Origin of the sequence: Alteromonas sp. LOR (assembly GCF_000753865.1) — a bacterium.
In the GTDB taxonomy this organism is placed as follows: domain Bacteria; phylum Pseudomonadota; class Gammaproteobacteria; order Enterobacterales; family Alteromonadaceae; genus Alteromonas.
Map to the genome: position 1 here is coordinate 205,330 of NZ_JQFW01000006.1, position 24,449 is coordinate 229,778.

At 44.4% G+C, this 24,449-nt stretch carries 14 protein-coding genes; all 14 read left to right on the forward strand.

What is annotated here, in order from left to right; genetic code table 11:
• Positions 1-55: 55 nt before the first annotated feature.
• The 14 genes from nhaC (at position 56) to rmf (ending at position 24,321) form a co-directional block, all read left to right on the forward strand.
• Positions 56-1,531 carry a Na+/H+ antiporter NhaC gene (gene nhaC, locus JV36_RS0103385; protein ID WP_032094120.1) on the forward strand — a complete coding sequence of 492 codons (1,476 nt, stop codon included), beginning with the start codon at positions 56-58 and terminating at the stop codon, positions 1,529-1,531.
• A gap of 31 nt (positions 1,532-1,562) precedes the next feature.
• Positions 1,563-4,175 (forward strand): aminopeptidase N, encoded by a 2,613-nt coding sequence (gene pepN, locus JV36_RS0103390; RefSeq protein ID WP_032094119.1) that lies wholly within the window; start codon positions 1,563-1,565, stop codon positions 4,173-4,175.
• The gene (locus JV36_RS0103395) at positions 4,162-4,404 is read left to right on the forward strand and encodes a DUF2835 family protein (protein WP_032094118.1); all 243 of its coding nucleotides are present in this window, start codon (positions 4,162-4,164) and stop codon (positions 4,402-4,404) included. The genes pepN and JV36_RS0103395 overlap by 14 nt, the downstream gene beginning before the upstream one ends.
• Before the next feature lie 273 nt (positions 4,405-4,677).
• Positions 4,678-6,741 (forward strand): DUF1302 domain-containing protein, encoded by a 2,064-nt coding sequence (locus JV36_RS0103400; RefSeq protein WP_032094255.1) that lies wholly within the window; start codon positions 4,678-4,680, stop codon positions 6,739-6,741.
• A 12-nt stretch (positions 6,742-6,753) separates the two neighbouring features.
• Complete coding sequence (locus JV36_RS0103405; RefSeq protein WP_032094117.1) at positions 6,754-8,121, forward strand: DUF1329 domain-containing protein; 1,368 nt, start codon at positions 6,754-6,756, stop codon at positions 8,119-8,121.
• A gap of 79 nt (positions 8,122-8,200) precedes the next feature.
• Entirely contained in the window at positions 8,201-9,247 is a 1,047-nt protein-coding gene (locus JV36_RS0103410) for a WD40/YVTN/BNR-like repeat-containing protein (RefSeq protein ID WP_032094116.1), read from the forward strand.
• 15 nt (positions 9,248-9,262) lie between these two features.
• Complete coding sequence (locus tag JV36_RS0103415) at positions 9,263-11,581, forward strand: efflux RND transporter permease subunit (protein WP_032094115.1); 2,319 nt, start codon at positions 9,263-9,265, stop codon at positions 11,579-11,581.
• A gap of 174 nt (positions 11,582-11,755) precedes the next feature.
• Complete coding sequence (locus tag JV36_RS0103420) at positions 11,756-16,594, forward strand: NAD-glutamate dehydrogenase (protein WP_032094114.1); 4,839 nt, start codon at positions 11,756-11,758, stop codon at positions 16,592-16,594.
• 71 nt (positions 16,595-16,665) lie between these two features.
• Positions 16,666-17,673: a quinone-dependent dihydroorotate dehydrogenase gene (gene pyrD, locus JV36_RS0103425; RefSeq protein ID WP_032094113.1), complete on the forward strand. Its 1,008-nt coding sequence runs from the start codon at positions 16,666-16,668 to the stop codon at positions 17,671-17,673.
• Between the two features lie 62 nt (positions 17,674-17,735).
• Positions 17,736-19,832: a bifunctional 23S rRNA (guanine(2069)-N(7))-methyltransferase RlmK/23S rRNA (guanine(2445)-N(2))-methyltransferase RlmL gene (gene rlmKL, locus JV36_RS0103430; RefSeq protein ID WP_032094112.1), complete on the forward strand. Its 2,097-nt coding sequence runs from the start codon at positions 17,736-17,738 to the stop codon at positions 19,830-19,832.
• Complete coding sequence (locus tag JV36_RS0103435) at positions 19,829-20,062, forward strand: glutaredoxin family protein (RefSeq protein ID WP_032094111.1); 234 nt, start codon at positions 19,829-19,831, stop codon at positions 20,060-20,062. Before rlmKL ends, JV36_RS0103435 begins: the two co-directional genes overlap by 4 nt.
• The gene (gene uup, locus JV36_RS0103440) at positions 20,059-21,999 is read left to right on the forward strand and encodes an ATP-binding cassette ATPase Uup (RefSeq protein ID WP_032094110.1); all 1,941 of its coding nucleotides are present in this window, start codon (positions 20,059-20,061) and stop codon (positions 21,997-21,999) included. Before JV36_RS0103435 ends, uup begins: the two co-directional genes overlap by 4 nt.
• A gap of 12 nt (positions 22,000-22,011) precedes the next feature.
• Positions 22,012-23,769 (forward strand): DUF3466 family protein, encoded by a 1,758-nt coding sequence (locus tag JV36_RS0103445; RefSeq protein ID WP_032094109.1) that lies wholly within the window; start codon positions 22,012-22,014, stop codon positions 23,767-23,769.
• Positions 23,770-24,144: 375 nt separating this feature from the next.
• Entirely contained in the window at positions 24,145-24,321 is a 177-nt protein-coding gene (gene rmf, locus JV36_RS0103450; protein ID WP_032094108.1) for a ribosome modulation factor, read from the forward strand.
• The last annotated feature ends 128 nt before the right edge of the window (positions 24,322-24,449 follow it).

Here is a 24,449-nt window from a genome sequence, read left to right on the forward strand (position 1 = left end):
TAAGAAGCTCGCAAAAATAAATAGCTTTCAAAAAAGGTTTTATAAAATAATAACAATGACTAATAAAGAGTTAAAAACACCGTCACTTTTAGATGCCTTAATTCCGATTGTTGCACTGGTTCTTATGATGGGAACTGCCGTTTATCTGTTTGAAGATAATTCGTCATACGGCCCTAATCAAATAGCCTTGTTGTTAGCAATGGGTATGGCAGCCATTATTGGAATGAAAAACGGCTATAGCTGGAAAACAATAGAAAAAGGCATAGTCGATGGCATTTCAATGTCATTGGGAGCATGTCTTATATTGCTTGCGGTTGGCTCTTTAATTGGCACGTGGATGCTGTCTGGAACAGTGCCTACGTTGATTTATTTTGGCCTCGAACTTCTTAATCCTTCGTTTTTCTACGCCGCGACCTGTTTAATATGCGCAGTGGTTGCCATGAGCATAGGCAGTTCGTGGACGACAGCAGCGACTGTGGGTGTTGCGCTAATGGGCGTTTCAGCAGGTATGGAAATGTCAGCGGCTATTACCGCGGGGGCAGTGGTGTCTGGTGCCTATTTTGGTGATAAAATTTCGCCACTGTCTGAAACCACTAATTTAGCGCCAGCAGTAGCAGGAACCGATCTTTTCGACCACATTCGCTACATGCTCTGGACCACAATCCCAAGCTTTGTTATTGCGCTTATTCTGTTTACTGTTATCGGGTTTAGTGAAGTAGGTGAAGCGAAGGCCGAGCGTATTGAGCAAATGCAGCAACTTCTCAGTGAGTCTTTTAATCTTGGATGGCACCTTCTTGTGCCACTTGTTGTGCTCCTTACTTTAGCGATTAAAAAAATGCCGGCGTTTCCAGCCGTGTTTATCGGCGCGTTACTCGGCGGTATTTGGGCCATTATATTCCAATGGGATGTCGTCGCTGCAATGGCAAGCTCCAATGACACTGCAAGTATAGGTGCATTAAAAGTAGTATGGACAGCTTTGTTTGATGGAGTGAGCTTTTCAACACCTGATGAGAATTTAAATAGCTTATTATCTCGAGGCGGGATGTCCTCAATGCTCAATACAATATGGCTGATAATATGTGCCATGTCTTTTGGTGCTGTGTTAGAGCGAGTCGGACTGCTCAAGCGAGCTGTAGCCACTATTTTGCTAGGCGCAAAATCTGCTGGTGATATGGTAAGCCGAACCATTATGACGTGCTTCGCGACAAACTTAGTCACTGCCGACCAGTATATTGCTATTGTAATGCCTGGCCGCATGTATAAAGAAGAATATGCTAAAAGAGGGTTAGACCAACTAAACCTATCACGCAGTTTAGAAGATGGCGGTACGCTTACATCACCACTTATTCCTTGGAACACTTGCGGTGCCTATATGCATAGCGTGCTGCTAGTGAATCCTTTTGATTACATTTTCTATGCGTTCTTTAACTTAATTAATCCATTTCTTGCTATCGTTTACGCCTATTTGGGAATTAAAATTTTGCGTATAACGCCGCCAACATTTGAAACGAAAAGCGAAGGGTCCGTATAAACATTATATAGACGCTTCATTGAGGAGTTCTATGTCAGTTCAAATTAAACGCCGAGCGGATTACATGCCGCCGGCCTTTGCTATCTCTACCGTAGATTTACACATCACACTTCATCCAACTGAAACTCGCGTATTCAGTTCATTGCGTATAAAAAGACAGGGTAGTCATCAAGACGCCTTGGTATTAGACGGCGACAACCTTCCTGTCAACAAACTCACCATTGACGGTATCGAACTGTCACATAAAAGTGATAACAGCCCAGGCTATGTACTTGACGAATCCTCTCTGACAATTCCTGTTGAGAGCGATGAATTTACACTCGAGATTGAAACCACTATAGCCCCTGATCACAACAAAGCATTAGAGGGCTTATATCTTTCTGGCGGTGCTTACTGCACGCAGTGTGAGGCAGAAGGGTTCAGGCGTATTACCTTCTTTATGGACCGCCCTGATGTGCTGTCGGTTTATACGGTAACCGTGGTGGGGGATACATCGTTTCCTATGTTACTTTCCAACGGTAACCCCATTGACAAAGGGCAGTTAAGTAACGGCCAACATTTTGTTAAATGGCACGACCCACATCCGAAGCCGTGTTATCTCTTTGCCCTAGTGGCAGGCGACTTTGACATGCTCTCTGATACGTTTACCACAGCTAGCGGTAAAGAGGTTGCGCTTGAACTTTATGTGGATAAGGGGAAACAAAGCCAAGGTACGTTCGCCCTTGAATCGTTAAAACGCGCAATGAAATGGGATGAAGAGGTCTTCGGTCTAGAATACGACCTCGATATTTACATGATAGTTGCGGTAGACTTTTTCAATATGGGAGCAATGGAAAACAAGGGCCTCAATGTATTTAACAGTAAGTTTGTTTTGGCCGACCAAAACACGGCTACCGACGATGACTTCTTTAATGTGGAAGCGGTTATTGCCCATGAATATTTTCATAACTGGACCGGGAACCGAGTCACCTGTCGGGATTGGTTTCAGCTTAGTTTGAAAGAGGGGCTTACGGTATTTAGAGATCAGCAGTTTAGCGCTGATATGACGTCAGAACTTAGCAATCGTATTAAGCATGTGCGCGTGATGCGCGAACACCAGTTTGCCGAAGACGCAAGTGCAATGAGCCATCCCATACGACCCGATGAAGTGATAGAGATGAACAATTTCTACACGGTAACGGTGTATGATAAAGGTGCTGAAGTTATTCGTATGTTCCACACACTGCTTGGCCCAGGTGGGTTTAGAAAAGGTATGGATGAATACTTTAAACGCCATGATGGGCAAGCTGTAACCTGTGATGACTTCGTCTCTGCTATGCAATCGGCAACGTCGTTAGATCTCAGCCAGTTTGCACGTTGGTATAGTCAATCTGGTACGCCCATTATCAGTGTTAAGCAGAGTAAGCTCGACGATGGCAAACATTCCATTACATTATCTCAGCATACGCCGGCTACCTCTGAGCAGAGTGAAAAGCATCCGTTATACATGCCCATCAAAATGGAAGTGATGGACGAAGACGGAGTGCAGTACACCGACAATGAAGCCATTATTAATGATGGAATGGTCATTTTAGATAAAGAATCGGTGTCCTTCACCATCGATGCTCCAGACAAGACATTGACCCCGGTGGTATTAGGCAACTTCTCAGCCCCTGCAAAAGTGAATAACGAGTTACCAACTACCTCCTTATTAACCATTTTCAAATATGGCAAAGATGCATTTAATCGCTGGGATGCAATGCAGTCTATCTACAATCGCTGTATCAGTGAATTAGAAAGTGTTCCTACCAAATCTATCGATGACGATATTTGGGCGGGCATAAGAGAAGCCATTGCACGTGAGCAGGATAATGTTGAACTACTCAGCGAATGTCTGGTTATTCCTTCATTTGAAACGCTCTGCCAGTCTAGAACATCGATAAATGTTGAAATCTTAAGTGCTGCTCGAAAGGCATTTTGTTCTCAATTTGCACAGCATCTCGAGTCATCATTGCTTGATGTATTTAATAGCATTGAAAGTGTCCCGTATGCTTACAACCAGAATGCAGTGAATCAGCGACGTTGTAAGAATGTTGTTCTTGCACACTTGGCGCGGTTACCGCAGCACGAAAGCCTTGTTATTGAGCAATTTGATCAAGCAGATAACATGACCGACGCGCTCGGAGCGTTGCGAGGCGCACAGTTTTGTCAGCGTGACACCTTTGATTCGCTCATGGCGAAGTTCGAGCAAAAGTGGAGTAACGACCCGCTTGTTCTGGACAAATGGTTTGCGCTACACGCTACGCAAGCATCTAAGGATATCTTCGCTACAATAACGATGTTGTGTGAACACCCTCAGTTTACTATGAGTAATCCCAATCGAGTTCGCTCAGTCATTGGTAGCTTCGCGTTTTATAATAGCGAGATGTTTCATGCGCTAGACGGTAGTGGCTATAAATTTGTTACTGATTATTTACTTAAACTCGATACATTGAATCCACAAGTTGCTGCTCGCATCGTAACGCCATTAACCCAATGGCAGGGGTTTGCAGTTGAACATCAAACGCTAATGAAAGAACAGCTAGGTCGCTTGCTTAACCACAAAGGACTGAGCAAAGATGTTTTTGAAAAAGTGAGCAAGAGCCTTGCTTATGGCGCAGATTGAACCAACAGATAGCGTATTTTATTTCTCTATAAGTGTGCCTTACACCCAGTGTGAGGCATTATATTCACCTGGGGTACCGAGCGTTGTCATGATGGCAGAATCTGGCGTTCGGGTGCAGGTTCCCACCAATCGTTTGCGCCAGTTTATCACCTCGGACGGGGTGAAAGGGCGTTTCCGTATGATTGTAGATCAGCACAATAAAATAAGGGCTATAGAACGCCTTAGATAATTAAGTAAGCGAGGGCGCATAACCCCGCTATCACAAAACACTCACAAGTGAGCGATTTTTGCGCACTTTCAAGCAGAATTTTGTACAACCGCATAAATGGCTTTTATACTCAGCATAAAGCAATAACTATTTGATACGATTAATGTTGTAAAAGTTGTTAACTGGTAGGATTAGTTCTTGCGGTTCTGGTAAAATGATGTAATGATTTTGTTAATCGTTATGGTTGGTCATGATGTCGGGCATGCACACGCGTCGACTTGGGAGTATAAAAATATGAAAAACAGGCCTAGCGCTTTTAAAATATCACCAATTGCTGCAGGGGTTCTCACTCTGCTAGGTGCTGCTGCAGTACCTGCTCACGCCGCTAATTGGCAAGTAGGTGATGTAAGCATTACGTTAGATTCAACGTTCTCGCTTGCAACAAGTATTCGTACGGAAGCTAGAGATTATGATTTAATCGGTAACAGTAATCATCCTCAATTTAACTGGACTGGCTACCACGCTGCATTCAACCCACTTTATTCTAGTGGTGATGTATGGGGCTTAGCCGATGGTGGTTACTCTACCAACGGTGATTTAGGTAACTTAGCACACGATCCAGGCGACGCATTCGCAACACAGATTTCAGGTACTCACGAACTAGACATTAACTTCGGTGATTACGGCTTCTTTGCTCGCGGATTTTGGTTCTATGACTTTGAGCAAATGGACGGTGACCGCCCATATTCAAACCCTATAACGGGCAACCAATACGACTTATGTCAGGATCCAGAAGCAGAAGACTTACTGTGTACTGATGTACGTTTGTACGATGCCTTTTTCTACGGCGATTGGTGGGTAGGCGATAAGCCACTTACCTTGCGTGTTGGACGTCAGGTGATCAGCTGGGGTGAAAGTACGTTTATCCAGCATGGTATAAACACCACCAACCCTGTTGACGTAACTCGTGCTCGCGCACCTGGCGCCGAGCTAAGAGAAGTATTTTTACCTGTTGGTATGGTCTACGCGTCATTAGGCTTAACGCCTGACGTGAGTGTATCGGGCTATTATCAATACGAGTTCCAGCGCAGTTGGCTACCTGTTTCAGGCAGTTATTTTGCCGGTAACGACTTTGCGGGAGACGGCGGTCAACGCCAGAATATCCAACTAGGTTTCAGTGGTAACCCAGATATTGATTTAGAGCACTTGCTATCTGCACTAAACGGCTATGGCGACTTGTTGCGTTCTGGTGCGGACGCAGCAGATATTTCTCAAGCCTATCTAGCGTATCCAACTAAGGTTGCCGTTCGTGGTTTTGGCGATGACCCGCACAACGAAGCAGATGATCAAGGTCAGTACGGCTTGCGTTTAACCGTGTTTTCACCAGAGATTAACGAGACTGAATTCAGCTTCTATCACATTAACTACCATAGTCAGCGTCCACTTATTTCAGGTATTACGTCAGACTTTACACAAGCTGGTATTGGTGCTGACCTTGCGTTTCTTGCAGGTAATGAAATAACGCGCGATAACATCACAGACTTACGTGCGTTTACAAAATCAGAGTTTTTCTACCCTGAAGATATCAAACTGTATGGTATGAGCTTCAACACAAACATTGGCACAACGGCATTGGCCGGTGAATTTGCTTACCGTGTTGATGAGCCGCTTCAAATAGACGACGTTGAACTACTTTACATGGGCATGCCAGAACAGCTTGCCAATGCTGGTTTGCGTCCTGACCTTGCAGGAATTTCTCAGCTAAATAATATCGGAAGAGCAGTAGGTCCGGGTGAAACAGCCCAAGGCTTTATTTTCTCTGATACATGGCAGATGCAGTTTACTGCGTCTCACGTATTTGGCCCTAAATTTGGTGCAGATAACTTTGTATTACTCGGTGAAGCCGGTTACGTAAACATTGTTGATATGCCAGATCCAAACGTGGTGAGACTGAATGCACCTGGTACGGCAAGAACGCCATCTTTAGAGCCAACGGCAACGGGTAACCTGCGTCAAGGCCTTCACCAAGGATTGTCAGACGGACCGGAAACTAATCCGTTCGCCACTGATGATGCATGGGGCTATCGATTACTTGCTGTTGCCGATTATAATTCAATTTATGCCGGTATGAACCTGCGTGTTCGCGCAACGTTTTCACATGACGTAGAGGGCACCACGCCTGATCCTCTATTCCTTTTCACAGAAGATGTTAAGTCTGCTGCTTTATCAATGACATTTGACTACTTAAGTAAGTGGTCTGCTACGGCGTCATACAGCGCGTTCTGGGGAGGCATTGGAACAACTAATGCTCTTGCAGACAGAGACTTTTTGTCATTTAACATCAAATATGCAATCTAAAGAGTGGTACTTATGATTAGAAAAGTAGGAATTATCGCAGCCGCCTTGTCACTAGCGTTGTCTGGTGCAAGCGCCATGGCGAAAGTCTCAGATGCCGAAGCCGGTAAACTGGGTAAAGATTTGACACCACTCGGTGGTGAAGTTGCCGCTAATGCAGACGGCAGCATCCCAGCGTGGACAGGGGGTATTACCTCTGTGCCAGCAGGATACTCAGTCGGCGACCATCATCCTGATCCGTTCCCTGAAGACAAAGTGTTATTTGAAATTAGCGCTAAGAACTACAAAGAGTATTCTGAGCATCTGTCTGAAGGGCAGATGAAAATGTTTGAAACCTATCCAGAGACGTTCCGCATGCCGGTATATCCGACACGTCGCTCTGCTTCAAACCCGCAGGCTATTTATGACGCGACTAAAGCAAATGCGACTCGTGCAGAGCTTTTAGACGGTGGTAATGGTATTAAGGGCGCAGCGATTGGTATTCCATTTCCTATTCCACAAAATGGGTTAGAGGCAATATGGAACCACATTTTGCGTTATCGTGGTGCTGCAGTTCAGCGTAACGGCGGACAAGCAGCGGTAACCACTGGCGGTGACTATAACGTTATCGGATTTGATGAGCAGCTGCTTATTAAGTACGCAGAAGATAATGCGACGCCTGAACAGCTAACAGAAGACAACGTGTTGTTTATGTTCAAGCAAAAAGTAACTCAGCCAGCCCGTTTGGCAGGTACAGCCTTGCTTGTTCACGAGACCGTTGATCAAGTTAAAGAGCCGCGTAAAGCATGGACGTACAACACCGGACAGCGTCGTGTTCGTCTAGCACCAAACATTGCTTATGATACACCGGGAACTGCGGCTGATGGCCTGCGTACCACCGATGATTTCGATATGTTTAACGGCTCACCAAACCGTTATGACTGGAACTTGGTTGGTAAGCAAGAAATGTACGTAGCGTATAACAACTATGCATTACATTCTGATAACGCAAGTTATGAAAACATTCTTACGCCAAATCATGTTAACCCTGATTTGACACGCTGGGAAAAACACCGTGTTTGGGTGGTTGAAGCTACATTGAAAGAAGGCTTCCGCCATATCTATCAAAAACGTGTGTTCTTCATTGATGAAGACAGCTGGCAGATTCAAGTTGCTGATATGTATGATAATCGTGGCGAACTATATCGTGTTGCAGTAGCGTATGGTGTAAACTACTACGAAGTACCAACTCAATGGTCTACACTTGATTCGTACCATGACTTGAACTCTCGTAGATATCTAGCCATCGGCTTAGACAACGAAGAGCAAATGTACGACTTTACTGTACGTCCTCGAGATGTTGAGTTTACGCCGCAAGCATTGCGACGAGAAGGTATGCGCTAATCGGCTTACACACCAAACGGTTGGCACTTGCCAACCGTTTTTGTTTGCAGACAATTATTTTTAGGGGGAATGGTTCAATATGAAAAAAACCATTGCAGCGTGCATTGCCGCCGCCTTTGCAGTGAATAACGTAAGCACTGCAATCGCTGAAGAAGTATTCATGGCACCATTGGTAGAACAGTCTGTTCTGCTCGATATTGACGCTGATCAGTTTGTTGTTATTGTCGGTGAACGTGGTCATGTACTTATTTCTGAAAACGGAGACGTTTTCGAACAAAAACGAGTTCCAACTCAGTCAACGCTTACCGCTACTACTGTAGTCGGTGACAATATATGGGCGGTAGGTCACGACGCCGTTATTATTCATTCATCAGATAAAGGTGAATCGTGGGAGGTGCAGCAGTACCAACCTGATTTACAGCGTCCTTTTCTCGACGTGCTCTTTTTTGACGAAATGCAGGGCGTCGCCGCAGGGGCATATGGCTTGTTTTACCGCACTGAAGATGGCGGGAAAACGTGGAATGCAGAACGCCATGCAACCTTGCTAGACCCATATGATAGAGAATATTTGGAAGACATCCGAAAAGAAGATGAAGCCTTTTATCAACAAGAGTTGGAATCTATTCTTCCCCATATCAATCGCATCACGCTTGATGGCAATACCCTATATCTTGCTGGTGAAGCCGGTCTATTGGCTAAAAGCACCGACATGGGCAAGTCGTGGGAACGCTACAGCGTTGATTACACCGGTTCGTTTTTTGATATCAAGCCACTTGACGATAATTCAGTGCTAGCGGTTGGTTTGCGCGGCAATATGTTCATTAATCACAATGAATCGTCGTGGGAATATATTCAAACGTGTTCAACCAGTACGCTAAATTCCATTCTTGTTAGCTCAGACTCTGTTGTTTATGCCCTTGGCAATAACGGCAAAATGGTGAAGGCCAACAGACCAATACCGACGAGTATGCGCGACCCATATGCAAACCCTGTTGATTGCAAGCCAGGGGAAGGTATTTCGGTATCTCAGATTGAAGATAAAGCTGCAATTCTTAATGCTAAGCAGTTCAAAGGCCTGAATCTCGCGGTATCAGCGAATGGCGTTAAAACGTTGAATTTAAAATAGGGCAGAATAAAAGCAATGACCCATTTTCTCGAAAAATTAGTCTTCAGTAACCGAAAGCTTGTGGTAGCACTATTCGCTATCGCAACGGTGTTTCTGGGCTATCAAGCTTCTCAAATGCGTTTAGACGCTGGTTTTGAAAAAAACATTCCTCTTAATCATGAATACATGCAGACCTATATTGAACATCGCCAAGATTTTGGTGGTGCAAACAATATCCTCGTGTCTGTATGCGACAAAAACGATGATATTTTTAACAAGAATTTTTTCGGCACATTAAAAAATGTGCACGACCAACTTTTCTTTATCAACGGCGTCAATCGCTCATTGGTGATATCGCTGTTTTCGCCGTCCACTCGATTTACCGAAATCGTTGAGGGCGGATTTGCTGGCGGGCCAGTTATTCCTGCAGACTTTAACTCGTCTAACCCAGAAGCGTTGGAGCTGGTTGCGGCAAATATTGAAAAAGCCAATATTGTTGGACGACAGGTTGCAAGCGATTACAGCTGTGCAATGGTAACTGCGCAACTGCTAGATATTGACCCTCAAACCGGCGAACCCCTTGATACACTGGCCCTTGCGGCAGAGCTAGAAGAGCAGCTTCGCGGCCAATATGAAAACGAAGATACGTCGATTCATATTATTGGCTTTGCCAAAATGATTGGTGACGTAGCCGATGGTGCCAAAGACGTACTGGTATTCTTTGCTATCGCCATTGGTATTACTGCCATCATGGTGTATTTCTTCTCTCGCAGCATAATGTTAACAGTATTGCCACTACTGTGTTCTGTGATTGCCGTTATCTGGCAGCTTGGTCTACTCACCTCTATCGGCTTTGGTATGGATCCTATGTCTATACTTGTCCCGTTTTTAGTGTTTGCCATCGGCGTAAGCCATGGTGTGCAAATGATAAATGCGGTAGAGAAGCAGGCGGTAACGGGTATTGGTGCTAAAAAAGCATCCATGGCAGCATTTAGAAGCTTACTTGTGCCAGGCGGTATTGCACTGCTCTCTGACACCGTTGGTTTCATGACCCTACTGGTTATCGATATTGGTATCATCCGAGAGCTAGCGATTACAGCGAGTATGGGTGTAGCGGTTATTATTTTAACTAACTTACTGTTACTACCTGTATTGATGAGCTTCTTGAAGCTTGACGAACGCTATGTAGAAAAATTTGCTGGCAAGGAAAAGGAGAACAGTAAGTTCTGGGATATGATTGCTGCTTGTTCACGTAAGAAACCCGCTGCAATTATATTAACTATTACCGCTATCTTATTTGTGTTTGGTCACTTCCAAGCGCAAAAAATGAAAATCGGTGATTTACATGCCGGTGCACCAGCGCTTCACGAAGACTCTCGGTATAACCAAGACACCTTCTTAATTACCGATAAATACGAAGTGACCGTTGACTACATTTCTATTTTGGTAGAAACCACGCCTGAAGCGTGTACATCACACAATGTCATGAAAGCCATGGACGACTTCCAGTGGAAAATGGAGAATACCAAAGGCGTTCAGTCTGCAGTGTCTCTAGCGTCAGTCGCTAAAATTGTGAATGCGGGTTACAACGAAGGCAATGTGAAGTGGCAGGTTATTCCACGAAACCAACAAACATTGGTTCAAGCTATATCTCGTGTACCTACATCATCAGGTCTTCTAAACGGCGATTGCTCTGTAATGCCTATCATTCTATTTATGGAAGATCACAAGGCAGAAACTATCTCTCGCGTTGTTGATGCGGTTAAAGATTATCGTACCGAATATGAAACTGACGATATGAAGTTTAGCTTAGCGTCTGGTCCGGTGGGTGTTATGGCAGCAACGAACGAAGCGGTTAGCGAAGCACAAGATCCAATGATGCTCTATGTATTCGGTGCGGTCATCGCTTTATGCTTAATCAGCTTCCGTTCAATACGCGCTACATTAGTGGTTGTTATACCGCTTTACGTAGTGTCTGTGCTGGCCCAAGCATTGATGACCTATCTGCAAATTGGTCTCACCGTCTCTACCTTACCAGTTATCGCACTGGGTGTGGGAATAGGGGTGGACTATGGTATTTATATACTATCGACCAAGAGCCTTATGTTGAAGCAGGGTGCAACGGTACAAGAAGCCTATTTCGCAGCGCTTAAAGAGCGCGGCAGTGCGGTGTTATTTACCGGAGTAACGTTAGCAATTGGCGTCAGCACATGGGTATTCTCATCGCTCAAATTCCAAATGGATATGGGAATACTGCTCACGTTTATGTTCGTTGTTAACATGCTTGGTGCAATAATTGTACTACCAGCGTTAGCTAGGTTCCTCTGGTGGAACAAAAATGACCCTGGTGCATAAATTATTTTTGCATAGCTAATCAAAAAAAAGGGCCTTTAGGCCCTTTTTTTAGGTGTTTTCTGCATAGTTATCTATGCTGTTAATATAAGGTTAAAAAGGGGCTTTTAATAAGCCGCTTTATTAGAGAAAATACAAAGGTTTTCAGCACTTACGATATTACTAAAAGGTTAACAAATGACAGTCACCTCACAGCGACACTCAGTACTGCTAGATAATGTATTCGCACTTATCGATAAAAAAGTAGATACGAAGCAGAAGTCTCTTGTGCAGCAATTCGGACGTCTGTTGTATAAAAACATATCAAGCGATGATTTAGAAAATCGCAACGACAGCGATCTTTACGGTGCAACTCTGAGTTTATGGAATGCACTTTCTCGATTCGATAACTCTGCGCCCCATATACGCGTCTTTAATCCAGAAATTGCAAAACACGGTTGGCACTCAAGCCACACTATTGTTGAAGTGATTGTGTCTGACATGCCGTTCCTCGTTGATTCGGTTCGAATGTCGCTGAATAGACTGAACATAACCGCACATTTATTTTTGCACAGCCCCATAGGCATTAAGCGTGACACCAGCAACAAAGTGGAAAGCTTTTCTGAGCAGGGCAAAACCCTGGAAGGTGCGAAAAAAGAAACCGTTATTTTTATAGAAGTTGACCGTCAAACTTCCAAAAAAGATATCGACATACTGACGAAAGAGCTTCACTCAGTGGTCGATGAAGTATCACTTGCCGTGGCTGATTGGCAAGATATGACCAGCACATTGCACACGGTAATTAAAACCAGCGAGTCGTTTAACTGGCCCGTGTCCGTTGAGCAAAAAGACCAGGTAAATCGCTTTCTAAACTGGTTGGGCGATCATAACTTCACCATGATGGGCTACCGTTATTACGATGTAAAAGCCATAGAAGGCGACCATCGCTGGATCCCTAAAAACGATAGCAGCCTAGGATTACTAAAGAACTCCGTTAACAACCGCGAGCGTCTTTTATCGAAGCTGCCAGCCTCAGCACGCAGTGAAGCGTTAAGTGAAAATCCCCTCATCTTAACCAAGACCAATACTCGGGCTCGCGTTCATCGCCCTGCGTATATGGACTATATCGGCGTCAAAGTTTTCAACGATAATGGTCAAGTGGTCGGTGAGCACCGCTTCCTAGGGCTGTATTCGGCATCGTTTTATAACCAAAGCGTTATTGAGTTGCCAATTTTAAGCGAAAAGATTCAGCTTATCTGTGCCTTATCAGGCTTCGAGCCGGGTACTCACGCCTACAAAGCGTTTGTTAACATTGTAGAAACTTACCCAAGAGACGAGCTATTGCAAACACCAGCACAGGAGTTAGCTCAAATTGTCATGGGTATTTTCCAAATGCAGGAGCGAGGGATTTCTCGCTTATTCATACGCAAAGATACCTTTGGTCGCTTTTTCTCGTGCATGGTGTTTGTACCAAGAGAGCGCTACAACACGCAGTTGCGTAAAGAGACGCAAGAACTATTAAAGGTGTCGCTTAACGCATCAGAAGAGGTGGAGTTTACAACCTTCTTCTCTGAATCTGTTTATGCAAGAACACACTACATAGCGCGAGTTAACGATAACAATGCGGAATTTGATGTGAAGGAAATAGAACAAAATATCATCGAGCTTACCAAAACATGGAATGACAGGCTTGCGTCGGCTATTTCAGCATCTCACGGCGAGGCGTCTGGAAAGTCATTAGAGCGTAAATATAGCAATGCATTCTCTCGCAGCTACATGGAACACAACCTGCCATCAGCAGCGTTGGTAGACATGGGTAAATTGGAGATGCTAGACGATAAACATACCTTAGATATGTTGTTCTATCGCCCCCAAGAAGAAGACTCTGAGAGTCAAATTGTTAAACTTAAATTGTTCCACCGAGCAGAGCCCATTCATCTGTCGGATGTACTGCCAATGCTGGAAAACTTTGGGTTACGCGTAATTGACGAGAGCCCATATAAAATAACGTGTTCAGGTGGTGAGCATAACTGGATCATGGATTTCAAAATGCTGCACAAAAGCGGGCAGCATTTCGACATGGAAAACGCCCAAATACTGTTCCAAGATGCGTTTGCTAAAGTGTGGTATAACACCTTAGAAGACGATGCGTTTAACCGCTTAATTCTCGGTGCAAATCTCACCGGTCGCCGAGTGACTATTTTACGTGCCTATGCAAAATACATGCGTCAAACAGGCAGCTCATTTAGCCACGATTACATTGCAAATACGTTAGCCAACTACACTGACATTGCTCGCTTATTAGTAGACTTCTTTGACCAGCGCTTTAATCCGAAGAAAAAGCGCAACAAGAAAAAAGAAGACGCAATACTTGCCGATATTAAGTCTCAACTAGACGGTGTAAGCAACCTTGATGATGACAGAATTATCCGTCGTTACTTAGACATGATGTCGGCCACACTGCGTACTAATTTCTATCAGCTTGATGAGTCGGATAACGAAAAGTCTTACGTGTCGTTCAAAATGCTCCCTGAGCTTATTCCTGACATGCCGCTTCCGCTGCCTAAGTACGAAATTTTTGTATACAGTCCTCGGGTTGAAGGTGTGCACCTTCGAGGCGGTAAAGTAGCCCGCGGTGGTTTGCGTTGGTCAGACCGTCAAGAAGATTTCCGTACAGAAGTGCTCGGCCTAGTTAAAGCTCAGCAAGTTAAAAATACGGTTATTGTTCCGGTTGGTGCAAAAGGTGGTTTTGTTTGTAAGAAAGCCCCTGTAGAGCAAGGCCGAGAAGCAATCCAAGCAGAAGGGCAAGCGTGCTATCGCACCTTCATAACCAGCTTGCTGGATATTACTGACAACATCGTGAACGGAGAAATCGTACCGCCCAAAGATGTAGTGCGATTGGATGACGACGACCCTTATCTTGTTGTTGCCGCAGATAAAGGAACCGCGACTTTCTCTGACATTGCCAATGGCATAGCAGAAGAATTTAACTTTTGGTTAGGCGACGCGTTTGCCTCAGGTGGCAGCATTGGCTACGACCATAAGAAAATGGGTATTACAGCCAGAGGCGGTTGGGAATCTGTTAAGCGTCACTTCCGCGAAATGGGCGTGAATTGTCAAACTACCGATTTCACCTGTATCGGTGTGGGTGACATGGCGGGTGATGTATTTGGTAACGGTATGTTGTTATCTGAGCATACAAGGCTTATCTGTGCATTTAACCACCTGCATATATTCTTCGACCCTAATCCAAATGCAGCAGACAGTTATAAAGAGCGTCAGCGCTTGTTTGAAAACCCAAGGTTGTCGTGGGAAGACTACGACAGCAAATTGATTTCAAAAGGCGGTGGTATATTTAACCGCTCAGCTAAGTCTATTAAGCTAACCCCAGAAATGAAAAAATGGTTAGGCACTAGACAACAAACCATGACACCCAACGAGCTTATTCATAATGTATTGAAGATGCCTGTGGATTTAATGTGGAATGGCGGTATTGGTACTTACATTAAGAGCTCTAAAGAATCACATTCTGCGGTGGGCGATCGCGCTAACGACGATTTACGGGTAAACGGTAAAGACGTTCAGGCGAAAATTGTAGGTGAGGGGGGTAACCTCGGTGTTACCCAACTAGGTCGTATTGAATACGCAGCCAACGGCGGCAGAGTCAACACTGACTTTATCGACAATGTGGGCGGTGTTGATTGCTCTGATAACGAAGTCAACATCAAAATACTGCTTAACAGCTTAGTTAACGATGGCGAACTGACTGTTAAACAACGTAACAAGCTGCTTTACGAAATGACGGATGACGTGTCGGCTATTGTGCTTAAAGATTGCTATCGTCAAACCCAGTCTATTTCGATTACCGAATTAGCTGGTGTAAAACAGCTTAAAGAACAACTTCGCTTTATCCATGGTTTAGAAAGAGAAGGGCAGTTAAACAGAGAGTTGGAGTTTATTCCAAGCGATGATGAAATTTCAGATCGCGTTGCCACAGACCAAGGTTTAACGCGCCCTGAACTGAGTGTGTTAATTGCCTACGGCAAAATGGTGATGAAAGATGCGCTCAATATTCCTGAAGTTACCGATAACCCATGTCATGCTCGTCTGTTATTAGAGGCATTCCCTGAAGTGCTTCGCAGCCGCTTTAACGAACATATGCAGCAGCATCCACTGCGTAGTGAAATTATTGCCACTAAATTAACCAATAATATGGTTAACGACATGGGCTTAAATTTTGTTTTCCGCTTACAGGAAGAAACCGGCGCCAGCGTGAGCGAAATTGCAGATGCCTATGCAATTGTTCACGGTATTTTTAATATGGATAGCCTATGGAGCCGTATCGAAGATTTAGACAATGTCATTTGTGCCAAGCTTCAACTTACGATGCTTGATGAAGCAAGGCGTATTATGCGCAGAGGCGCTCGTTGGTATATTCGACACGGCGATAAAGCTCAGTCTATAGAAGACGCCATCGCAAGCTATCGCGGTACGTTCGATACCTTGTCAAAGAACCTTCAGCACTATTTGGTGGAAAGTGAATATTCGCAACTTGAGGCTACTACGCAGAAATATATCGAGCAAGACGTGCCCCATGATATTGCCTATCAAGTGGCTAGCTTCTCAAACATGTTCTCTAGTTTCGATTTGGCGCAAATTGTTGATGCAGATAAACATGAGACTGATGTAGTCGCCAAGCTTTATTACCAACTAGGGTCTAGATTAGAACTGCATTGGTTCCTTGACCAAATCAATAATCAGGCAGTAAGCAACCATTGGCAAGCTCTTGCTCGTGCATCTTATAGAGAAGAGTTGGATTGGCAGCAGCGTTCTATTGCCGCTAACTTGCTGCAATCACGCACCGATGTTGCAGATGCGGATCAAATTCTTGATGATTGGATAGACAGCAACCAAGTGTTGTTAAAGCGCTGGTATCACATGATGTCTGAGTTTAAAACAAGCACAACCCACGAATTTGCAAAGTTTTCTGTCGCTTTACGTGAATTGATGCTTTTAAGCGTGAAGTCTAACCATTAGAATACACGCACCTTAATGATTTAAGCCCTGTTCATCAGGGCTTTTTTATATTAGCGAGCGTTAGAATACCCATGCAATCTTTAGTGCAAAAGCTGCTCCTTCAGTGTGAACCTGAAAAAAGCCACGATCTTACTATTAACTGGCTGAACAAAACGCAACATACACCGCTGAAATGGATGTACAGCACCACGCCTATTGCAAAACCAGTGACGGTAGCAGGAATTAAGTTTGATAACCCAGTGGGTCTTGCTGCAGGGTTAGACAAAAACGGTGATTGTATAGATGCATTCTCAAGCATGGGCTTTGGCTTTGTTGAGATTGGCACCGTTACGCCTCGTCCACAGCCGGGTAACCCTAAGCCTCGCTTGTTTCGTCTACCTGAAAAGCAAGCTATTATCAATCGCATGGGTTTTAACAACAAAGGTGTTGATCACCTTGTTGAACAAGTGAAAGAAGCGAAATTCAAAGGGCCCATCGGCATCAATATTGGTAAAAATAAAGATACCGAAGACGCCAAGGCTTTAGAAGATTACCTTATTTGCCTAAACAAGGTTTATCCGTACGCCAGCTATATCACAATCAATATTTCGTCGCCTAATACACCAGGGCTACGAAATCTGCAGTACGGCGAAGCATTAGACTCACTGCTTGTAGGTCTTAAAGCCGCTCAAGAAACGCTAACGCAGACACACAGTAAATACGTGCCCATGTTCATTAAAATCGCCCCTGATTTAAGCGATGATGAAATAAGCAGTATTGCGGTGTCTTTGATGAACAGCAAAATGGATGGCGTCATTGCCACTAATACAACGCTTTCTCGTGATGCAGTGCAAGGTTTAGCCCATGCTGATGAAATGGGTGGCCTCAGCGGTTCAGTGATGACTGACATGAGTTTACAAGTGACGAAGAAATTAGATAAAGCATTAGATAAATCTATGCCTATTATCGGCGTTGGAGGGATAGACTCTCCTGAGTCAGCCCAGGCACGTTTAGATGCTGGTGCATCACTGGTTCAATTATATTCGGCCTTTATTTATCAAGGTCCATCGCTCGTTAAACGTATCGTAAACGCGTTATAATACCCCCGATCTCTCATAAAGTGCGCACGTGCTAATGTCGTGCGCCAGTTACAGGTAAATGAATGAATACAATTCTGGTTACAACCAGCCGCGGTCTCGACGAACTACTTAAACAAGAAGTGCTCACTTTGTGCCCTGAGGCACAAATAAAGCAGGCTCCTGGTATGCTTCAGCTCGAGGGCTCTAAAGAAGACGCCTATAAACTTTGCTTATGGTCGCGACTGGCTAACCGAGTAATTTGGGTTTTGGCATCGGGTAAAGCAAATAATGCCGAAAGCCTTTACGATACGGCAATGACTGTAGATTGGCAGATGCAAATGGACTCCAGGCATACGCTGTCTGTCCAATTTGTGGGAACCAACTTTGCGATCAAAAACACCCAGTTTGGGGCTGTTCGTATTAAAGATGCCATAGTTGATACGTTTGTTGAAGAAGGCTTGGCAAGGCCATCTGTTGAGCGCAGACACCCTGACATTTCCGTTTACGCCCGCTTGCAACGTGACAACGTTATTATCGGCATAGATTTAGCGGGGGCGAGCTTGCATCAACGTGCATACCGACAAGAAGCGGGTGATGCGCCACTTAAAGAGCATATTGCTTGCGCCATGCTGATGCGAAGCGGATGGACTGAAAACACCGATGCGCCATTAGTCGATTTAATGTGCGGCTCGGGCACTATCGCTATTGAGGCTGCGTATATCGCGCGCAATATCGCCCCGGGGATCAAACGTTCATACTGGGGTTTCACCAAGTGGTTAGGTCACGAAGAGAGTACGTGGGACAACCTTGTTGATGACGCCTTAGACAATCAAAAGCCTTCTACTAGCGGTATCTATGCTGCCGATTTTAGCCGTAAAATGATTTCAATTGCAAAAGCCAATGCTGATTTTGCGGGGGTTTACAACGATATTGGCTTTAGTCAGCAAGATGCCACCAAATCATCACCACCTATCGCTACACCAGGGTACATTGTGTCAAACCCGCCCTACGGTGAGCGATTAGGGGAACTGACGTCTCTTATTCCGTTATTCAGTGAATGGGGCAAGCGCTTTAAAGAAGCGTGGAAAGGCTGGCATGTGTCTCTTTTAAGCAGTAACCGAGACTTGTTGCGAGTACTTAAGCTGCGCGCGAGCAAAGACTACGCAATGAATAACGGTAAGCTAGAGTGTCGTTTAGCTAACTATGTGTTAAACGAAGAAAATACCGTTCAGTTTAGCGAAGACACCGGTAACCATGAATTTGCAAATCGCCTTAAGAAAAACCTTAAAAAGCTTAAGCCGTGGCTTAAAAACGCAGATACAAACTGCTATCGCATTTATGACGCTGACTTGCCTGACTACAACGTGGCCGTGGATAAGTATGGCGATTGGTTAGTGGTACAAGAGTACGCTCCCCCTAAGACAGTATCAGAAGATAAGGCGCGCAGACGCCTTCAAGAAGTGCTATTGCATTTACCCGCAGTAACGGGCATTGCGCCTAAAAACATTGTGTTAAAAGTGCGTAGCCAGCAAAAAGGCACTAAGCAATACGAAAAATTCAATCAGTCTGGCGATATGATGGAAGTGTATGAGAACGGCGCACGTTTCTTGGTAAACCTGACGGATTACTTAGATACCGGTTTGTTCTTAGACCATCGCGATACCCGCCAGATTGTTATGAATATGGCCAAGGGCAAAGACGTGCTTAATCTGTTTTCTTATACGGGCAGCGTGTCTGTATTTGCGGCAAAGGGGGGCGCGAAATCAGTCACCACCGTGGATATGTCGAATACCTATCTGGATTGGGCGAAGAAAAATGTAGCGCTTAATAAGCTTGATGGGCCTCACGCGTTTGTTCAGGCTGACTGTACAACCTGGTTGGCCGATCACAAAGGTAAGTACGACCTGATATTTATCGACCCACCTTCGTTTTCTAATTCCAAGCGCATGAGCAATACATGGGACGTTCAGCGCGACCATGTGGATATGCTGACACGGGCAAAAGCCTGTTTAAATGAAAACGGTACAGTTATCTTTTCTAACAACAAGCGCGGGTTTAAACTTGATACCCAAGCCCTTGAAGCCCTTGGTTTTGGTATTGAGAATATTACGTCAAAGACCATTCCTGAAGACTTTGCCAGAAAGGGTAAAATTCATCAGTGCTGGACATTACAGTCGTGAAGATAGTGTTTTATACCGGCCCCCAGTGCAGTTTATGTGACTTAGCTGACGTCGAGCTTTCGAAAACCAGCGTGTTTTCGTCGCTAACAGTAGAGAAAGTAAATATAAGAGACAGCACCGACCTTTATCATCACTATGGTGCACGCATTCCCGTATTAAAACGGGAAGACACAAACAAAGAAATCGGTTGGCCTTTTGACAGTGCCGACCTGGAGGCATTTCTGCAGTGAGTATTTTGCAGTTAAAAAATATTACGGTTATTTATGGAAACCCGCCGCTACTAGACGGTATCGAACTTGTTGTACAGCCGAAGGAAAGGGTGTGCCTTGTGGGTCGAAATGGCAGTGGGAAATCAACGTTAATGAAGGTTATCTCTGGTGACATCATTGCCGACGATGGCCAGCGAATTATTGAGAACAACACAGTAATCGCTCGTTTAGAGCAAGACCCGCCGCAAACCACAGACGTCACCTTGTTTGATTACGTGGCAGAGGGATTATCTGACATTGGCGAGACGCTTAAAGACTATTTTCATCAAACCCGATTGGTTGGTGAAGATCCCAGCGAAGCCAATCTCAACAAATTACAGCGTTTACAAGAAACCTTAGAAGCACGTGATGCTTGGCAATTTGAACAACAAATTGAACAAACCCTTACCATGCTTAAACTTGAGCCAGAAACGTCGTTATCGACGCTTTCCGGTGGTTGGAGAAGAAAAGCGGCGCTGGCACGAGCACTTGTACGTTCGCCTGATCTATTGCTCCTTGATGAGCCGACAAACCACTTAGACATTGAAATGATCAAGTGGCTAGAATCAAGCTTGAGCAATTACAATGGTGCCATTGTGTTTGTGAGTCATGATCGAGCATTTATTCGTTCTATGGCCACCCGTATTATTGATTTAGACCGCGGCGGCATTACCAGCTACCCTGGCAATTACGAAACCTATTTAGAGAAAAAACAGCACGACCTTGAAGTCGAAGCTTCGCAAAACGCTGAGTTTGATAAAAAACTGGCTCAAGAAGAAGTGTGGATTCGTCAGGGTATTAAAGCGCGTCGCACAAGAAACGAAGGTCGCGTAAGAGCGCTTAAAAAATTACGTGATGAACGCAAGGCGCGCCGCGCAGTGCAAGGAAGTGCAGTGGTAAACCAGCACCAAGGTGCACGCTCTGGCAAAATGGTCTTCGAAGTTGAAAACCTTTCATACAACATTGGTGAGCTTTGCATTGTTAAAGATTTGAGCCTGAATGTACTAAGAGGCGACAAGCTAGCGCTTATCGGCCCTAACGGCAGTGGTAAAAGTACGCTCATCAAATTGCTGCTAGGCGAGCTAGAAGCAAACAGTGGTAACTGCAAGCGAGGTACAAATTTAGAAGTCGCGTACTTCGACCAGCACAGGCATGGTCTTGATTTAGAGCAGACAGTGATTGACGCTGTGGGCGATGGCAAACGAGATTTAATGGTTAACGGCCACCCCAGACATGTCATCAGTTATTTGCAAGATTATCTCTTTACACCAGAGCGTGTAAATGCGCCGGTGAAGTCACTTTCTGGCGGAGAAAAAAATCGCCTTATGCTGGCTAAGCTTATGCTTAAACCCAGCAACCTGTTGGTTCTCGATGAACCGACTAACGATCTGGATGTTGAAACACTGGAAATGTTAGAAACCCTGCTTAACGAATATACAGGTACTGTGTTACTTGTGAGCCACGATAGGGAATTTGTGGATAATGTAGCAAATAGCAGCTTAGTATTTGAAGGTGAGGGAAGACTCCGAGAATTTATTGGGGGTTTCACTGACGTTGAAAGCTGGTATAAAGGGCAGCAGGAAAAACGCCTTCAGATTGAAAAAGAAGAAAAAGCTAAGTCTAGGAATGAAACTAATTCAAGTTCAGATAGTCCTAGTGCTAAGCCTTCACCCCGCAAGGCGAAAAAGTTATCATACAAAGACCAACGTGAACTGGAATCACTTCCCGCAGAGCTAGAAAGTCTTGAGGCCGAGCTAGAAGTAATGCAAGAACAGGTAAATGATCCTGAATTCTTCAAAAAAGACAGTGACACCACTGCAAAAGCATTAGCGCTTTTGGCAGACCAAGAATTATTGTTGTCCCAGAAGTATGCGCGCTGGGATGAATTAGAAAGTATGCTGGAAGATAATCAGCAGTAAATAGGATTTTAGATGAAACGAACTCAGCTTGCCGCCGCCGTTCTGTTGGCAACAGGAAGTGTTTCGGCTTATGCCGCGACTTATTCAGTGACACCTCTTCCGCTACAGGATTCTGCAAGAAGCAATTTTGGTCGCTCTATTGATGAAGCAGGACAAATGCTAACGATAGCGCAGCTTGAATACAATCCTCCCATCGACGTTGACCAACTGATCGATGGCACCGTTTTCTTCGAAACTTTTGGTCCTTCGCTGGAAGATGAAGATAGTGCGAGAGAAGGGGTGTTCACTGACTCAGATTACTCCACTATTGTCAGCTATATAATTAGCAACCAAACGTTTCCTCAGATTCAAAAGCTGACACAGTTTAGAACCTACATTACCGATACAGTAGATGCGGAATTAGTACCTGGGTTAGACGAAATTACCGATAAATTTGATGATTACACTCAATCAGTTCGGGTATCGGGCAGAGACAGCCTTAGCGGCAATTATATTGTCGGCGACTCTGGCGGTTTAGTTGTTTTAGATGCCTATGAGAATACTGACGGTGATACCATTAATTATACGTACCCAGAGTCTTCACAGCAGGCTTTTGTGCAAGTATCTGGAACGACCAAAGTACTTCCTCCTGTAGATGATACCCTTGGCGGTTTTGCTTCAGCGCGAGCTATCAACAATAACCTACAAGTAGCTGGATTTAGTACGGTAAGCTTTCAAACCGCTGTTGATGATGCGGTAGCGCGCTGCGACGATGATGAAGAGCGCGGTGATATTTCTGTTGACCGCTGTTTATTCAATTTATACACGGGCGAATTTACTGCCCCTCGCGTATCTACGCTTTTTGTGACAGCACAAAATCCTCCGATTCCAGCCTTTGTGAGCCTGTCAGAAGTTAACGCTACTATCTGGCAACTCGATGTAAACGGCGATGTCATTGACACACAGACGTATCCACTAGTAGAAGAGCCTGCCGAGGACAATACCTTTTACCTTTACACCTACGCCTTCGATATTAATGAGCAAGGTATTGCAGTAGGTGAAAGCTTAACCGGAGATTTTGTTGCTATTACTCGCCCAAATTCATCGGCAAGAGCGGAAAGTGAACGTGTAGCTACCGTATTTAGAGACGGTGAAACTATTGAGTTACTTCCTCGTGATGAAAATATCATCAGCCAAGCCATTGGTATTAATGATAACAACTGGGTAACCGGTGCAGTGTTGCCGCCATCAAGTACGGCTTCACGCTCTCGTCTCTTTGTCTACAACTTAGAAACTGAAGAGAAAGCATACCCAGAGGGATTTTTCACTAGCGGTGGCGTAACGCCAAATGCGATTAACAATAATAATATTGTTGTGGGTAGCGCAGATGTGACAGCGACGAATGAAACCCAGCGTCAAACAACGGCTTTCATGTACAACATTGAAACTGGAGAGTTAATTGATTTAAACGATTTAGTGTCTTGTGATAACACCTACGAGCTTGTTGAGGCCGTAGATATTAACGATAACAATGAAATAATTGCTAACGCACGCCTAAGAACTACCAGTAAGTATATTACTGGCGTAGAAATTTTAGACAGCGCAGGTGAAACTAACGCCGTTGATTCTATTGTTGCGGTTAAACTATCACCGCTATCAAACGGCACAATAGACGACTGTGAAGTACCAGAAGATGAGCAACCCTATGAAAGACAGGCCGCATCGACAGGGCTATTAGCATTAGGTGGTATGTTGTTAGCTGGATTATTTAGACGCAGAATTAAACGCTAAGGTTCTTATTAATTACTCATTAGTACTTACACGTAATAGTGATTACCTAGTTGCGCACTTCCTTGAAAGTAAATGACGTTAAAGGCTACTCTTGTTGAGTGGCCTTTTTTATGTCTGTTCATAAATCAAACGTTCATTCGTTCACAAAAAATATGTGCGAAAAAAATTCACAAAACTGTAAAAATAATTTCATATAAACTTCATTCATTTATTAAATGTCAAGAATTTTAATTTCAAAATTCTCTTGAACCAATTGGCTAAGTGCACTATCTAAGTAATGTACGCAAAAGATTTTCCGGCACTTTTAATAAATATGATGTAGAGCGCCCGCGAACTGACGTTGTTGTACTTTCAACAAACAGAAGAGGCTAGTCAATGAAAAGACAAAAAAGAGATAAAATGACACGTGCACATTCTAAAGGCTATCAAGCTGGTATTAGTGGTCGTGCGAAGGAAAATTGTCCATTTCAGCAGAACGAAACCCGTTCACAGTGGTTAGGTGGATGGCGTGAGGCGGTAGAAGATAGGCACTTAGGACTAACTGTAAAATAATACATTCTCTTTTATACTGATTATGCAAAAGGAAAAGCCCCTAAATTGAAGTGACCCCATTAAGTTGGACTCATTTCTAAGCGGCAACCAAGGCCTGATTTCGATATTGTATCGGACTCAGGCCTTTT

What these genes read in the sequence shown, in the direction of transcription:
- nhaC (WP_032094120.1), top strand. Translation starts at nt 56, where the DNA reads ATGACTAATAAAGAGTTAAAAACACCGTCACTTTTAGATGCCTTAATT.
- pepN (WP_032094119.1), top strand. Translation starts at nt 1,563, where the DNA reads ATGTCAGTTCAAATTAAACGCCGAGCGGATTACATGCCGCCGGCCTTT.
- JV36_RS0103395 (WP_032094118.1), top strand. Translation starts at nt 4,162, where the DNA reads ATGGCGCAGATTGAACCAACAGATAGCGTATTTTATTTCTCTATAAGT.
- JV36_RS0103400 (WP_032094255.1), top strand. Translation starts at nt 4,678, where the DNA reads ATGAAAAACAGGCCTAGCGCTTTTAAAATATCACCAATTGCTGCAGGG.
- JV36_RS0103405 (WP_032094117.1), top strand. Translation starts at nt 6,754, where the DNA reads ATGATTAGAAAAGTAGGAATTATCGCAGCCGCCTTGTCACTAGCGTTG.
- JV36_RS0103410 (WP_032094116.1), top strand. Translation starts at nt 8,201, where the DNA reads ATGAAAAAAACCATTGCAGCGTGCATTGCCGCCGCCTTTGCAGTGAAT.
- JV36_RS0103415 (WP_032094115.1), top strand. Translation starts at nt 9,263, where the DNA reads ATGACCCATTTTCTCGAAAAATTAGTCTTCAGTAACCGAAAGCTTGTG.
- JV36_RS0103420 (WP_032094114.1), top strand. Translation starts at nt 11,756, where the DNA reads ATGACAGTCACCTCACAGCGACACTCAGTACTGCTAGATAATGTATTC.
- pyrD (WP_032094113.1), top strand. Translation starts at nt 16,666, where the DNA reads ATGCAATCTTTAGTGCAAAAGCTGCTCCTTCAGTGTGAACCTGAAAAA.
- rlmKL (WP_032094112.1), top strand. Translation starts at nt 17,736, where the DNA reads ATGAATACAATTCTGGTTACAACCAGCCGCGGTCTCGACGAACTACTT.
- JV36_RS0103445 (WP_032094109.1), top strand. Translation starts at nt 22,012, where the DNA reads ATGAAACGAACTCAGCTTGCCGCCGCCGTTCTGTTGGCAACAGGAAGT.
- rmf (WP_032094108.1), top strand. Translation starts at nt 24,145, where the DNA reads ATGAAAAGACAAAAAAGAGATAAAATGACACGTGCACATTCTAAAGGC.